Source organism: Novosphingobium sp. Chol11 (assembly GCF_900218065.1).
GTDB classification, from domain to species: Bacteria; Pseudomonadota; Alphaproteobacteria; order Sphingomonadales; family Sphingomonadaceae; genus Sphingobium; species Sphingobium agri.
In genome coordinates this window covers 125538-140039 of sequence record NZ_OBMU01000001.1, presented here as the reverse complement: position 1 = coordinate 140039, position 14502 = coordinate 125538, and the positions used below count along the sequence as shown (strand labels likewise).

11 protein-coding genes and 1 pseudogene are annotated in these 14502 nt (G+C 64.9%); 6 read left to right on the top strand and 6 right to left on the bottom strand.

What is annotated here, in order from left to right:
• Positions 1-3: 3 nt before the first annotated feature.
• Both nudC and mutY read right to left on the bottom strand, forming a co-directional pair.
• Positions 4-906, bottom strand: coding sequence for an NAD(+) diphosphatase (gene nudC / locus NCHOL11_RS00660; RefSeq protein ID WP_097090623.1), 903 nt, complete (start codon positions 904-906; stop codon positions 4-6).
• Positions 896-1963, bottom strand: a complete 1068-nt coding sequence (mutY, locus tag NCHOL11_RS00655) for an A/G-specific adenine glycosylase (protein ID WP_097090622.1) — start codon at positions 1961-1963, stop codon at positions 896-898. The genes nudC and mutY overlap by 11 nt, the downstream gene beginning before the upstream one ends.
• Before the next feature lie 26 nt (positions 1964-1989).
• On the opposite strand from mutY, the gene NCHOL11_RS00650 reads away from it, so the two are divergent.
• The 4 genes from NCHOL11_RS00650 (at position 1990) to smc (ending at position 7604) form a co-directional block, all read left to right on the top strand.
• On the top strand, positions 1990-2532 hold the full coding sequence (locus NCHOL11_RS00650) for a DUF721 domain-containing protein (RefSeq protein ID WP_097090621.1): 543 nt from the start codon (positions 1990-1992) through the stop codon (positions 2530-2532).
• 99 nt (positions 2533-2631) lie between these two features.
• Positions 2632-3303, top strand: coding sequence for a thioredoxin domain-containing protein (locus NCHOL11_RS00645; protein ID WP_097090620.1), 672 nt, complete (start codon positions 2632-2634; stop codon positions 3301-3303).
• Positions 3304-3348: 45 nt separating this feature from the next.
• On the top strand, positions 3349-4083 hold the full coding sequence (locus NCHOL11_RS00640; RefSeq protein ID WP_097090619.1) for a thioredoxin domain-containing protein: 735 nt from the start codon (positions 3349-3351) through the stop codon (positions 4081-4083).
• An 80-nt stretch (positions 4084-4163) separates the two neighbouring features.
• Positions 4164-7604 (top strand): chromosome segregation protein SMC, encoded by a 3441-nt coding sequence (gene smc, locus NCHOL11_RS00635; protein WP_097090618.1) that lies wholly within the window; start codon positions 4164-4166, stop codon positions 7602-7604.
• Between the two features lie 122 nt (positions 7605-7726).
• Here smc and NCHOL11_RS00630 read toward each other — a convergent pair whose 3' ends face one another.
• Both NCHOL11_RS00630 and ubiA read right to left on the bottom strand, forming a co-directional pair.
• On the bottom strand, positions 7727-9178 hold the full coding sequence (locus NCHOL11_RS00630) for a phospholipase D-like domain-containing protein (protein WP_097090617.1): 1452 nt from the start codon (positions 9176-9178) through the stop codon (positions 7727-7729).
• Positions 9175-10077: a 4-hydroxybenzoate octaprenyltransferase gene (ubiA, locus tag NCHOL11_RS00625; RefSeq protein WP_097090616.1), complete on the bottom strand. Its 903-nt coding sequence runs from the start codon at positions 10075-10077 to the stop codon at positions 9175-9177. The genes NCHOL11_RS00630 and ubiA overlap by 4 nt, the downstream gene beginning before the upstream one ends.
• A gap of 110 nt (positions 10078-10187) precedes the next feature.
• Here ubiA and NCHOL11_RS00620 point away from each other — a divergent pair, with 110 nt between their 5' ends.
• Together NCHOL11_RS00620 and NCHOL11_RS00615 are read left to right on the top strand one after the other, a co-directional pair.
• Entirely contained in the window at positions 10188-10934 is a 747-nt protein-coding gene (locus tag NCHOL11_RS00620) for a 16S rRNA (uracil(1498)-N(3))-methyltransferase (RefSeq protein WP_097090615.1), read from the top strand.
• Positions 10935-11046: 112 nt separating this feature from the next.
• On the top strand, positions 11047-12420 hold the full coding sequence (locus NCHOL11_RS00615; protein WP_097090614.1) for a glutamate--cysteine ligase: 1374 nt from the start codon (positions 11047-11049) through the stop codon (positions 12418-12420).
• A gap of 1 nt (position 12421) precedes the next feature.
• On the opposite strand, the gene NCHOL11_RS00610 is transcribed toward NCHOL11_RS00615, so the two are convergent.
• Together NCHOL11_RS00610 and NCHOL11_RS00605 are read right to left on the bottom strand one after the other, a co-directional pair.
• Complete coding sequence (locus tag NCHOL11_RS00610) at positions 12422-13723, bottom strand: methyltransferase family protein (protein ID WP_097090613.1); 1302 nt, start codon at positions 13721-13723, stop codon at positions 12422-12424.
• A gap of 46 nt (positions 13724-13769) precedes the next feature.
• Positions 13770-14408, bottom strand: a pseudogene (locus tag NCHOL11_RS00605) (DUF1345 domain-containing protein).
• Positions 14409-14502: the final 94 nt, after the last annotated feature.

Sequence of the window (14502 nt, the reverse complement as noted above, 5' to 3'; positions counted from 1 at the left end):
GCCTTACGCGCTTGGGCGGGGCGGGGCAACCTGTGCATCAGCCCAATGCTTAAGCAGATGATGCGCGACCGCCATGGGCGGCGGCGCGGTGAAGGGTGCGTCGGCCTTACCCGCCAGAGCCGCGCGAACACCCGCCGCATCGCACCAGAAGGCATGCTGGATTTCAGTCTCGTCCAGCTTCAACGCATCATCGTCGGCCTGGCCGATGCAGGCGATCATGAGCGAGGAGGGGAAAGGCCAGGGCTGGCTCATCACATAGCGGACGGAATGGACGGTGACGCCCGCTTCTTCCTTGATCTCCCGCATCACCGCTTCTTCAATCGTCTCACCAGGCTCGACGAAGCCTGCGAGGGCGGAATAAAAGCCTTCGGGCCAGCTATGCTGCCGCCCCACAAGCACGCGGCCCTCATGCTCGGCAAGCATGATGACGACCGGGTCGACACGGGGGAAATGCTCCGCGTTGCAGGCGCCGCAACGGCGTGCCCATCCAGCCTTTTCGGGCGATGTGCGCGATCCGCACACCGAGCAGAAGGGATGACGGCCATGCCAATGGACGAGGCTGCGAGCCGCGCCATAGAGCGCAACTTCGTCGGCCGGGATTTCAGTGACGATGGCACGGCTACGGGGGCTGGGGAAGAAATTGCTGCCGACTTCCTGAGCAAGGCGGACGAAGACCGGGCGCTGTTCGTCGTCGAGGCCGAGCAGCAGATGATCGTCAAGGCTGGCGTCTGTCGCGACCGGCTCCATCAGCAGATGGCTATCCTGCGTGACGGGATCCAATCCATCGAGCACGAGGCAACGCGCGCCAGGCGAAGCGAGGGCTTGCGCTGCCTGATCGGGGTTCATGCGTATATGATCGGCTCTGTCGAGACGACCGCCGACATAGCCAAGCTGCTCAAGGGGCATGTGTTTCACTCTCCTTCATCGCCACATCTGCCGCGCGACGGAACAAGGTCGGCAATCCCGCCTCTTCCAACCGGGCGAGCGGCCACCATTCCCCCTCGCCGGGAGGTATGCTTTCATTTGCCACATGGGCGACATGGACGGTCAAGGCCAGCGAGAAATGGGTGAAGACATGGCCGACAGGTTGGGAAACTGTTTTCCATTCAGCAGCCATGGGTGGGGCGGCGGTGGGCGCGTCGCTCCAGTCCGAAGAAGGGAGCGCGCGCATGCCGCCAAGCAGGCCCTTGGCCGGCCGGCGAATTAGCCAGACATGGCCGTCCGGTCGCTCGATCCACCAGCCATGGCCCAGGCGGTGCGGCTTTGCCTTCTTCGCGACCTTGACCGGAAAGGCGGCTGGATCGGCGGTGCGGAAGGCCGCACAATCCTGGCGCAACGGGCAGATGCCGCAGGCAGGGTTGCGGGGCGTGCAGATGGTCGCGCCAAGGTCCATCATCGCCTGGGCAAAGTCCCCGGCGCGCACATCGGGGGTAATGCAATCGGCGGCGGCACGGATCGCCGGACGGGCTGCGGGCAACGGGGTATCGATCGCAAACAGGCGAGCAACCACGCGCTCCACGTTGGCATCCACCACGACGGCGCGGCGGCCAAAGGCGATCGCCGCCACCGCAGCGGCGGTATAGGCGCCAACCCCTGGAAGGGCACGCAACCCATCTTCATCACCCGGAAAGATGCCGTCATGCTGCTGCGCCACGGTGCGGGCGCAGGCGAGCAGGTTGCGGGCGCGGGCATAATAGCCAAGGCCCGCCCATGCCGCCATGACATCGGCATCCTCGGCTGCCGCAAGTGCTTGCACCGTGGGCCAGCGGGCCGTGAACTTCGCGAAATAAGGGGCGACCGCCGCCACCGTCGTTTGCTGGAGCATGATCTCGGACAGCCAGACTCGATAGGGATCTGTTGCGTTGCTTCCGGGCGGCGCGCGCCATGGCAGGCGGCGGGCATGCACATCATAATGCGCGAGCAGATCTTCTGCGATTTTCTGCGGGGTCCCCTCGACGTGCATGGCCGCCCTATGCCATTAAGCGGCGCATGACGGAACGGCCCGCGACACCCAAATTGAAAAGCCGTGCAGAAGCGGCGGCCGAACGGCCCCGCGTCGGCGGCCCGCGCCAGATCGCCGACCTGATGCCGCAAATTGGCGCTGCGGCCTTTCGCAAGTTCGGTTTTGTCCAATCCAGCATCGTCACGCGCTGGGCCGAGATTGTCGGATCGCATTATGCGGAGATTTCCGCGCCCGAATCGATCCGCTTCCCCGTTGGCAAGAAGGCAGGCGGGACGCTCCAGCTCACGGTCATGAGTGGCCATGCCCCGATGATCCAGCATGTGCTGCCGGACATTATCGAGCGGGTGAACCGATTCTTCGGCTATGCCGCGGTGGCGAAGATCGCGATGAAGCAGGGTGAAGTACGTGGAACAGCGGCCGAGCGGCGGCCGCCGCCGCACAACTTGCGGCCAGTCCCGATCGAGCTCGGCGATTCGCTGCGGGATATCGGCGACCCGGAACTGCGCGCCGTGCTGGAATCCCTGGCACAGGGGCTTGCCAATTCGAACGGCTTGCCGAAAATCAGCTAGCAAAAGAAGGGCGTGGTTCTGACAGCTATGCTGCGACCGGTACTGCCGCCTGCATCAATTCAACAGCCGTACAGGGGCGGCGCTTCATTGGGTGATCGCATGATGAAACTCCGCTTTGCCGTGCTTGCTTCATTCGCCCTGCCCTCCATCCTGGTGGCGGCTCCCGCTGCCAACTGGACGGCGCGGGTTGCGCTTTCACCCATCGGCGGCCATGTGCTCGGCAATCCTGCCGCGCCTACGAAGCTGGTCGAATATGTAAGCTATACCTGTTCGCACTGCGCGCATTTCGTGGGCGAGGCGAGTGCACCCTTGAAGGCGAACTATGTGAAGGGCGGCAAGGTGAGCGTCGAAGTGCGTAATGCCGTGCGCGACAAATATGACCTTGCCGCCGCACTGCTGGCCCGCTGTGGAGGCCCGAAGCGCTTCTTTGGCAATCACGAGGCACTGTTTGCCAATCAGGACGCCTGGATGGCGCAGTTGCAGGCCTATGACCGTGGTGCCGCCAAGCCATCCGAGCAAATCCCCGCGCTCAAGGACATCGGGCGGAATACCGGGCTCTATACGTTGATGGGCAAGCGCGGCTTCACGCCCGCACAGCTTGATGCGTGCATTGCCGATCCGGCCGCGATGAAGCAGATATTGGCGATGACTGACGAGGCGTGGAACAAGGTGAAGATCGGTGGAACGCCTGCCTTCACGATCAACGGGACGCGGGCCGGGGGGTCAAGCTGGACGAACTTGCGCGATGCATTGCCCGCCGCCGCGCAGTGAACTAAACCCCTGATACCGACGCCCGAGCAACGGAGCCTGCACCCAGTGAAAGCCATTACCGGACTTGCCCTTATCGCCCTCTCGCTGACAATTTCCGCCTGCGGGAAAAAGGACGCGGCCAGCAACTCTTCCGCCGAGCCCGTCGCCGCGGTTGCCGCGCCGGCAGGGACCAACTGGTCCAGCACAGTGACCGAAACGCCCGAGGGCGGGTTCGTCATGGGCAACCCGCAGGCGAAAGTGAAGCTGGTCGAATATGCGAGCTATACTTGCAGCCATTGCCGCGATTTTTCCGCCGAGGCGTCCGAGGAAATCCGCAAGATCGTCGATACTGGCAAGATGAGCTATGAATTGCGCAACTTCGTGCGCGATCCGATCGACATCTCTACTTCGCTCCTCGCCCGCTGCGGCGGCAAGGATGTCTTCTATCCGCTGAGCGAACAGTTCTTCGCCAACCAGAATGCCATGTTCGAAAAGGCGCAGGCGCTGGGCGACGCGAAATATCAGCAGCTGATGAGCAGCCCTCCGGCGCAGCGCTTCGGCAATCTCGCCGAGGCCGTTGGGCTGGTCGACTTCGCCAAGCAGCGCGGGATCGCGGAAGACAAGGCAAAGCAATGCCTTGCCGACACGGCGGCGGCTGAAAAGCTGGCCAAGGGTGTCGAGACCGCAAGCAATCAATATAAGATCGACGGCACGCCGACCTTTGTCCTCAACGATGTGAAGGTGGACAACGTCGCAAACTGGGCGACATTGCAGCCCAAGCTGAAGGAAGCGGGTCTCTGATTGACTGAAGGGGGGCGGACATCTGCAATGAGCTTGCCCGCTGAAGGCGGGGCGGCGGCGCGCTGCCCCGGCGGACGGTCATGCAGATAAAGCGCCTCAAGCTTTCCGGCTTCAAGAGCTTCGTCGATCCGACGGAGTTGCGCATCGAACCGGGCCTTACGGGAATCGTAGGACCCAATGGTTGCGGCAAGTCCAACCTGCTCGAGGCGATCCGCTGGGTGATGGGCGAATCCAGCGCCAAGTCGATGCGCGGCGCTGGCATGGAGGATGTGATCTTCGCGGGTACGTCCACCCGGCCGCAGCGGGACTTTGCCGAAGTGTCGCTGCTGACCGTGCAGGAACAGGGCGAGCTGTTCAACGCGGTCGAGGTCGGCGCGGACGGTGAACTGGAAGTCACGCGGCGGATCGAGCGCGGCGCAGGCAGCGCCTACCGCGCGAACGGCCGCGACGTGCGGGCGAAGGACGTATCGCTGATCTTCGCTGATGCCGCGACGGGGCCGCATAGCCCGGCGCTGGTGAGCCAAGGCCGGATCGCCGCCGTTATCGCCGCTCGGCCGCAGGAACGGCGGGCCATGCTGGAGGAAGCGGCAGGCATCTCCGGCCTGCATGTCCGGCGCAAGGATGCGGAACAGAAGCTGCGCGCGGCCGAGGCCAATCTCGCCCGCCTTGACGAGATTTTGACCGACATGGAAGCGCGGGCGAGCAGCCTGCGGCGGCAGGCGAAGGCCGCCGAACGCTATATCAAGCTGTCCGAGCAGATCAGGGTAGCCGAAGGGCGAGTCATCTTCGCGCGCTGGCGTGAAGCGTCGGCGAGTGCAGATGCCGCGCGGAAGGAAGCCGCCGAGGCTGAAGGCGCGGTGCGGACTGCTCAGGAGGCGCAAGCGGCGGCGGCCCTGCATGCCAATGCCGCGGTGGAGACGCTCGCTGAACGCCGGGCGGCGGCGCAGGCAGCGCGGGATCAGGCCAATGAGGCGGGCCACAGACTATCGGCGCTGAAGACCGAGCGCGATGGCGTGGTGCGGCGGCTGCATGATCTGGCGCAGCAGTCCGAACGGCTGGAAGAGGATCGCGCGCGGGAAGGGACGCTCGCCAACGACGCGGCGGAGGCGATTGCCCGGCTTTCGGGTGAGATTTCAAGATTGAAACAGCGAATTGCACAGACTGAGGCGATGCGGCCTGACTTTGCAGGCCGGATCGCGCAGGCGGAGGATGCGGCGCGCGACGCGGAGCTGGAACTGGCCAAGGCGATGGCGCGGCAGGCGAGCGAACAGGCCGAGTTGCGCGTCGCTGAAGCGGCGCTGGCGGCGGCGCGGAGCCGGTTGGAACGGGCGGAGCGTGAGGTGGCGCGGCTCGGCGCCGAGGCGGCTGCCCTGCCCGATTTTGCGCCGCTGGAAGCCAAGCGAAACGACGCGCTGACTGCCCACGCGCAGGCAGGAGCGGATCGCGATAGTGCGGAGGCGGCGATCGGGCAGGCGGAAGCCGCGCGGCAGAGGGCGTCCGAGGCACGCGCAGCGGCGGAAGCAGCGCTATCGGCCGCGCGGGCAGGCCTGGCCGCGCTCGACAGCGAGGCCGCCGCGCTAAAACGCGCTGTCGAGAGCGGCAGCGGGCGGAAAAGGGCGCTGGATCAGGTGAAGGCAGCGCCGGGGTTCGAACGCGCGCTGGCCGCTGCACTGGGCGACGACCTGGAAGCTGCGGTGGGTGCGCAGGGCACGCGGCGCTGGGGAGGCGCGGTGCTGCTGGAAGGTGACCCAGCCTTGCCCTCCGGGTGCACGGCGCTGGCGGCCCATGTCAGCGCGCCCGAGGAACTGGTGCGGCGGCTGTCGCAGGTGGCCGTTGTGGACACAGATCAGGGACAGCCGTTGGCGGTGGGACAGCGGCTGGTCACGAAGGACGGGCAGCTCCGGCGCTGGGACGGCTATGTCGCGGCCGAGGGCGGAGCGGCGGCGGCCGAGCGGCTGATCCGGCTCAACCGGCTGGAGGCGATCGAGGCCACCCGGCCAGCGGCGCAAGCGGAGGTCGAAACAGCTCGCCAGGCACAGGATGAAGCCGCGGCGCAGGAGAAGGCGGCAGCGCAAGCGCTGGCGACTGCCCGCACGCAGCTTGGCGCGGCCGACCAACGCTTGCGGGCGGCCCTGCGCGCCGCCGATGAGGCCGCCACCGCGCTCGAACGGCTTGCCGGTCGGCGGGAGGCGATCGAAGAACGTCTGGCGGAAGCCCGTGCTGACCTGGAGACCGCCAGGATCGAGCATGACAAGGCGGATGCCGCCCGGGCGGCGGTGCCGGATGGCGCGGAGACACGGGCGCTGGTCGCGTCCCTTTCGCAGCTGAGCGACAAGGCGCGTCTTTCCGTCAGTCAGTTGCAGGCGGATCAGGCGCTGGCCGACAGGGCGTTGGCGAGCGATCGGGAACGGATGGCGGCGGCCGATGCGGAGGCCAAAGGGTGGCGCACGCGCGCGGGGGAAGCGGCAAAGCGAATCGCCGCCATGGTCGATCGGGGCCAGACGATCACTGCCGAACGCGACGCTTTGACCGATCAGCCGGAGCAGCTGGCGGAAGCGATCGCACGGCTTTCCAATGAGGGCGCGGCGTTGGTGGACACCGCCGAGGCGGCGCGGCGCGCGGAGAGCGAGGCGGAAGCGGCTTTGCGCACTGCCGAGACCAAGGCCGCGCAAGCGGGCGAAACACTGGCTGAGGCACGCGAACGGCGCGCCACTGCCGCAGCGCGGGCCGAAGCGGCGGACGAGAAGCGGATAGAGACCAATCGCCTGTCAGGCGAACGCTTTGAATGTCCGCCGCCAGTTCTTCCCGAAAAGCTGGGCTTCGCCAGCGCCGAAATCCGGATCGCGCAAAGCGAGCAAGGCGAACATGATCGTTTGTCCGCGGAGCGCGAGCGGATCGGGCCGGTCAATCTGGTGGCGGCGCAGGAGCTGGAAGAACTGGAGGCCACACAGGCCGCCAGCCGGGCCGAAAGCGAGGAGCTGGCTCAAGCCATCAACCGGCTGCGCGGGTCGATCGGGAGCCTCAATCGCGAAGGGCGGCAGCGGCTGCTCGCGGCCTTCGAGGCTGTGGACGGCCATTTCCGGCGTCTGTTCACCACCTTGTTCAACGGCGGGCAAGCGCATCTGGAATTGATCGACAGCGATGATCCGCTGGAGGCCGGACTGGAAATCATGGCGCAGCCGCCGGGCAAGAAGCTGGCGGCGCTGACCCTTTTGTCGGGCGGTGAGCAGGCGCTGACGGCCGTTGCGCTGATATTCGGCCTGTTCCTCACAAATCCGGCGCCCATCTGCGTGCTGGACGAAGTCGACGCGCCGCTGGACGATGCCAATGTCGAGCGCTTCTGCGACCTGCTGGACGTCATGGTGGGCCAGACCGATACCCGTTACCTGATCGTCAGTCACAACGCGGTCACGATGGCGCGCATGCACCGCCTGTTCGGCGTGACAATGGTGGAGCGCGGCGTGAGCCGCCTGGTATCCGTCAGTTTGGGTAGTGCGGAAGAGCTGCTGGCGGCTGAATAGAGCAGAGGGCGCCAAATCCGAGCACTCGGCCGTTCGAGCTGAGCCCTTCGACAAGCTCAGGGCGAACGGAATTAAACGGGCGCCGGTTAAAAGCACATTGGTTCAGGTGAAAGAGCGCGCCGTCAGCGCTTCTTGCGCAACCGCCGGAACAGGCTGCGGCCAGCGACCGGCTCGAACATTTCCTCAGGACCTTCGGGATCGAGCACCTCATTGTCGGCGAGCCAGGCCTGCACATCGTTAAGGTCCGGCGTCACATAGGGACGCAGGGTTCGGCCCGGCTTGTCGCGCAACTGTTCGATGGCGGCGATCAGTCCACGCTCTGCGATGACGGCGGAGACGCGTTCCGCAGGCAGGTCCAGATGCTCTGCGATGAGGTCGTCGCGGATGGCAAGGATGGTCGCCTTCTGCCCGGCGTTCGCAGGCAGTACCGTGTCGATCGTCACGTCGCATTCGGTGTCGAGCCGCAGCGAGCGGTTGTTCATGTTGGATGACCCGACGCGCACGCTGCGGTCATCGACGATCATGATCTTGGCATGGACGTAGATGGGTTCGCCGCGCACGGTGAAAGGATGGTAGATGCGCAGCTTGCCATAGGTGTCGCGGGCGCGCAGCGCTTCCACCAGCCGGGCGCGGGCCGTGTCCATCGCCTGCTGTTCCAGCCAGCCGTCAGCCTGTTCGGGATTGATGATGACGATTTCCGGGCCGTCGGGATCGCCGAGCCGGGCAGCGATCGCCTCCGCTATGCGGCGCGACGCGAAATATTGGCTTTCGGCATAGATGCTGTACCTGGCCGCCGCGATCTGGTTCAGATAGAGCTTCTCGATCTCCCGAAGCGGCTGCTGATCCTCCATTTCCGGCGCTGACCGGGAAATGGCGATGTCGACATTTTCGAACTGCACCGGCAGCGCATCGGGCCAGCAATCATGTTCGCCGAAGATGGGCTCCAACTCGCCACCGCCTGCACCCTGCCATCGGGCACGGGCATGGTCGCCCAGCACCATCGCCACATCGCCCTGCAATGCGGTGGTGGCGTCATGCCAGGGACCATAGGGCGAGCCATCGGGATGGTGGCGGCCAGGGTCTTCGTCACGGTGGTGGCGCGTGTCCCAACGGTCGCCGGTCATGTCGATGCCGCCGCAAAAAGCGAAGCAGTCGTCGATCACGACGATCTTTTGGTGGTGCGAGGCCGCGGGCGGATGATGGCTGTCCAGCTTCACCTGAATCCGCTTGTTGGCCATCCATTTGACGGTGGTGAAGAGGTTGGCGGGCTGCACCATCGACTTCATCGCGCCAACGTCCCAGCGCAGCAGGAAAATCTCAAGCTCCGGCTTCTCTGCGACGAGCCAACTGATGAAGTCGCCGATGATGACGGGCGCGCCATCTTTCGCCTCATCTTCGCGGATGAGGCTTATGGCTGCATCGAAATCCCATCCGATCAGCATGATGCGGCGCTTCGCCTTGAGCATGGCGGCACGGGCGTGGCGGAAATAGGCTTCGGCGTCGATGATCACGCTGGCCTTGGTTGCGCGGGCGATGCGCCAGCAATCCTCGCCCGGGAGGGGACCGCTGCTCATGCGCTGCCTACCACCAGACAGCCGAGGAACATGAGGAGCCCGGCAAAGCGGTTCGACCGGAATTTGGTGAGAGGATCGGCTCCATCCTCCTTCAGCGTTCCCACCTGCCAGAGGAGATGCGCCGCCATCGGCAGCAACGCGGCGAGAGCAAGCCATTGCGGCCGGATCTGCCACAGCGCTGCGGCCCATAGGGCAAGTGCGGCCATATAGCAGAGTGTTACGCCAGCACGGACATGGCGGCCCATAGAAAGGGCGCTCGACCCGATACCGATCAACGCGTCATCCTCCCTGTCCTGCAATGCATAGATGGTATCATAACCTACAACCCAGAAGATGGTGCCTGCGTAAAGGAGTAGCCCCGGCAGGGTAAGCGCGCCCGCCACCTCGCTCCAGCCGACGAGCGCCGCCCAGGAGAAGACGAGGCCGAGCCAGATCTGCGGCCAGCCGGTGATGCGCTTCATGAAGGGGTAGGCGGCCACCAGCGCGAGGCTGCCGAGCGAGACGAGTTGCGCATAGGGGCGCAGTTGCAGCAGGACGACCAGCCCGATGAGGCAGAGCAAGATCAGCCATGCCCAGGCCGCCTTCAGACTGACCGCACCACTGGCAAGCGGTCTTGCGGCAGTGCGAGCGACCTTTCGGTCAAGGTCACGATCGACGATGTCATTGAACACGCAGCCAGCGCCACGCATGGTTATGCTGCCGAGCAACAGCCATAGGATGAGCGGCCAGCGTTCCCCTGCCCCGCCCGCCAGAACCACCGCCCAGGCACCCGGCCAGAAGAGCAGCCACCAGCCGATCGGACGATCGAGCCGGGCGAGCAGGGCGAGGGCGCGAGGCGTTGCGGGCAGGCGGGCAAGCAGGCTGCGCGCCTGGGTGTCGGGTACTATACTCTCACTCAACGTCACGCTCGCTTGTCGAAAGGCCGTTCTTCCTCTTTAGAGGAGTGGAGAGCCGCAACAAGCCTGTCCTGCGCTTGTTGAATGGCGCAGCCCGAAGGGATGGATGTTCGATGACTGCAACCCCTGCCTGGCCGCCTCAAAGCGCGCCGCGCCTGCATGTCGAGACGCAGTTGGGTGATGGCGTGGCCGTGCCGGTCGATGGCAATCCCGCCCATTATCTGATCAGCGTCATGCGGGTGAAGCCGGATGACATCATATTGCTGTTCGATGGCAGATCCGGCGAATGGGCCGCGCGGGTGCGGGACATGCGAAAGCGCGACCTGGTGCTGGAGTGCGTGAGCCAGACGAAAGCGCCGGAAGAGGTGCCCGATTTCTGGCTATGCTGCGCCCCGATCAAGAAGGGCCGCATCGACCTGATCGCCGAAAAGGCGTGCGAACTGGGGGTGGCGAAGCTGCAACCGGTGCTGACGCGGCGGGCCGTTGTGGACAAGCTGAACCTCGACCGGTTGCACGCGCATCTTGTCGAGGCGGCGGAGCAGTGCGGCCGCACCGCCTTGCCGGAACTGGGCGCGATGGTGAAATTGGACGCACTGCTGCGGGAGTGGCCCGATGACCGCTGGCTGTTCTTTGCCGATGAGAGTGGCGGCGAACCGCTGAACGAGGCGCTGCGCGCGCATCCGGGCGCAGCGGCGTTCCTTATCGGGCCCGAGGGCGGATTCGATCCAGCCGAGCGGGAGGCGATCCGCGCTGTCGGCAAGGCCGTTCCGGTCTCGCTGGGCCCGCGCATCCTGCGCGCGGAGACGGCCGCGATCGCAGCAACGGCCGCCTGGATGACGCTGAACGGCGACTGGCGATAGGAAAGCTGGGCCAGTTGCAATCCGAAATTGGATTGCAGCCCCAGCCAGCGCAACCTATTTGGTCGTTGAGCGCTGTCGATTGACGCGCAAGGGGGGCAAGACAAGGCGGGGCATGAGCACCAGAACCGACTCAGGGGGACTCGATCCCGTCATCGAAAGCCGCGATCAGCTGATCCTGGCCTTTTCCAAGGGCGCGAAGCCCAGGGAGCGCTGGCGCATCGGCACCGAGCATGAGAAGTTCGTCTATTCCAAAGCCGATCATCATGCGCCCTCTTATGACGAGCAGGGCGGCATCCACACATTGCTGATCGGCCTGACCCGCTATGGCTGGAGCCCGGTGTTCGAGGGCGACAATATCATCGCGCTGTCGGGCTCTGACGGGACGGTCAGCCTGGAACCGGCGGGGCAGCTGGAATTGTCCGGCGCGCCGCTGGAAAATCTGCACCAGACCTTCGCGGAAACGGCGCGGCACCTGGAACAGGTCAAATATGTCGGCGGCATGCTGGGCCTGGGCTTCCTGGGCCTGGGCATGTGGCCGGACAAGACGCGCGACGAACTGCCGGTGATGCCCAAGGGGCGCTATGACATCATGCTGCGGCACATGCCACGGGTGGGCACGATGGGCCTCGACATGATGCTGCGCACCTGCACCATCCAGACGAACCTCGATTATGGCAGCGAGGCGGACATGGTGCAGAAGTTCCGTGTCAGCCTGGCGCTGCAACCGCTGGCGACGGCGCTGTTTGCCAATTCTCCTTTCACAGAGGGCAAACCCAACGGCTTCCTGTCCTATCGCAGCCATATCTGGTCGGATACGGACCCGCACCGGACGGGCATGCTGCCCTTCGTGTTCGAGGATGGCTTCGGCTATGAGCGTTATGCGGACTATGCGCTCGATGTGCCGATGTATTTCGTCTATCGCGACGGCCGCTATATCGATGCGGCGGGCCTGAGCTTCCGCGACTTCCTGGATGGCAGGCTATCGGTGCTGCCGGGTGAAAAGCCGACGGAGAAGGACTGGGAGGATCATCTTTCGACCGCTTTCCCGGAGGTGCGGCTGAAGAGCTTCCTGGAAATGCGCGGGGCCGATGGCGGAAGGGCCGATCGGATCACGGCGCTGCCCGCATTCTGGGTGGGCCTGCTCTATGACCAGGGCGCGCTGGATGCCGCATGGGATCTGGTGAAGGACTGGACGATGGAGGACCGGCAGATGTTGCGCGACGCGGCGCCGAAGCTGGCGCTCGACGCGCCGGTTCCCGGCGGGCGCAAGTTGCGGGATATCGCCGCTCAGGTGCTGGATATCAGCCGCAGCGGGCTCAAGGCGCGGGCGCGGCTGAACGATGGCGGCGCGGATGAAGCAGCCTATCTGGCGCCGCTGGACGCGATCGTGGCGGCAGGGCGGACGCATGCCGAAGAGTTGCTGGAGCGCTATCATGGCGACTGGGCGGGCGATCTTTCCCGCGCCTATGCCGACGAGAGCTTCTGACCTATTCCGCTGGGTTAAGTGCCGGTTCGGCCTTGCGCCCGCGCCCCGTCATCCAGGCGAAGAGGCGAGGCACAGGGGCGTTGCGCTCCATCCAATCACTATAGGCGCGGTAGGCGGGGTCAGTGGAGAGGTGCGCCTCTTCGGTCCGCGCGCGCCAATAATAGACGGCGTTGGTGATCGCCAGCATCGCGCAGTTGCGCACCATGTCGGTGAGGCTTCCCGAAACCGTCAGGAAGGGTAGCGCGGAAAACCACCAGAAAAGATTTTTCGAGAGATAAGCCGGATGACGGCTCCAGCGATAAGGGCCGTGGGTCAGGATGCCGCGGTGGGTAAGGTTGGAAAAGCGGATGCCGAAGACCACGGTCGCCCAGGCGTAAATGGCGGTCAGCAGGACCAGCCAGCCGCCGAGCAGCCATTGCAGCGCCCTGTGCCCTTGCGTCCACACATCCCATTCTGCGCCGCCAGCATGATAGTCCAGCGGACCCCCTCCCCCCATCAGCACGAAGGGCGGATAGCAGATAAGCGCCGCTACCCAGCCAGCGAGCAACGGATTGGCTGACCGGATGTGGGAATCGAGCGGCTTGCATGTCAGCAGATAGCCCACCGTTGCCATGCAGACATCGATCATGAACATGACCGCGATCAGGAAGGCCGCCAGGCTCACAGGGTTGGCGAAGGCATGATCCAGCCGCCAGTCGACGATGCTGGCGAAATTGCCCGGCACGATGGAGAGCATGAAGGCGAGGAAGAAGCACTTGACCGCCCAGGCGCGCGCGTGATTGGCGACCTGCGCCATGTCGGGTTTCCCTGCTGCGCCGCCGATGACCCATTGGCCAAAAGCGTAGGTCGCGTCACGAGGCTCAACCAGCCGCCGGTCGAGCCATGCGACATAGGGAAAGGAAAACAGGAGCAGCCAGGGGGCGGCGTCCATGAACAGGTCCATGGAGTAGCGATAGTTGCCGTTCCAATACCAGCGGGCGAGACAGTAGAAGATAGCGATCGCCAGCCATGTCGCCCAAAGTCCGGCGACCTTTACGAGGCTGATGTCGAGCACGGCGCGCAGCCGCCGGGGTGGCGCCTGCCAATCGATGCCGGTCGAAGCATTGCGATGAACCTTGTCCACCAGCAGCGACCAAAGGACCATCGGAAGGCCGCAGGCGACGACCGCGGCAAAGCCCGCATTGGGGCCGTTCATGCCATAATGCCGGGCCACCATTGCCCAAAGACCCAGCCCCGCGAGGCCAACAAGGCCGACGCCATGACTGACGGCGGATGGGGGGCAGGGGTCGGCAGCAGGAGGCATGATCGCGCTTATGCCTGTAAATGGTAAGCAAGCCGTGAAGCTTGGCTCAGGCGCCTCCGAGCACGTTGATCGTGAAGGCGAGGATGCCGAGATTGAACAGGAAGGCAGCGAGGCAGTGCGCCGTGACGACCTGGCGCATGGGCGTGCCGGTGACCGTGACGTCCGAGGTCTGAAATGTCATGCCGAGAGTAAATGCGAAATAGACGAAGTCACTGTAGCCGGGCTCCGGCGTGCCGGGAAATTCGAGTCCCTGGCTATCTGAACCCTGCGCATCGGCCAGATAGAAAAGATGCGCATAGTGCATGGCATAGACAAGGTTCGAAAAGAGCCAGGCGAGCGCCAGTGTCACGAGCAGCAGGGCTATGACCGCCGCGTTCGGGCCGCCATGCTGGCTGACGGCAGCGCCCACGGCAACCAGAACGACCAGTGAGACGAAACCTGTGAGAAGGAGCATGAGGCGGCGATTGGCGTCGTTCACTTCGGCATTGCGGCGCATGCTGTCCGGATCGGCATGGATGAGCGATGCTGCGGCGGCGATGAAAGCGGAAGAGGCACAATCGAACCCCGCCATCACGGCCTAATGCCAAGGCATCATCAGGCCGAAGGGCAAGGCCGTCACCAGAAGCATCAGGAACATCCCATAGCGCCAGGGGAAAAGTGCGCGACGCGAAGAGGCAGGCTTCATGTCCATCAGGAAGCCGCAAAAAACGGAGGCTGGCAAGGGTGGGCTATTTCTGAGCGCGCCCGTTCGCCCCTGACTGCACAAAGAGCAGCGAAAA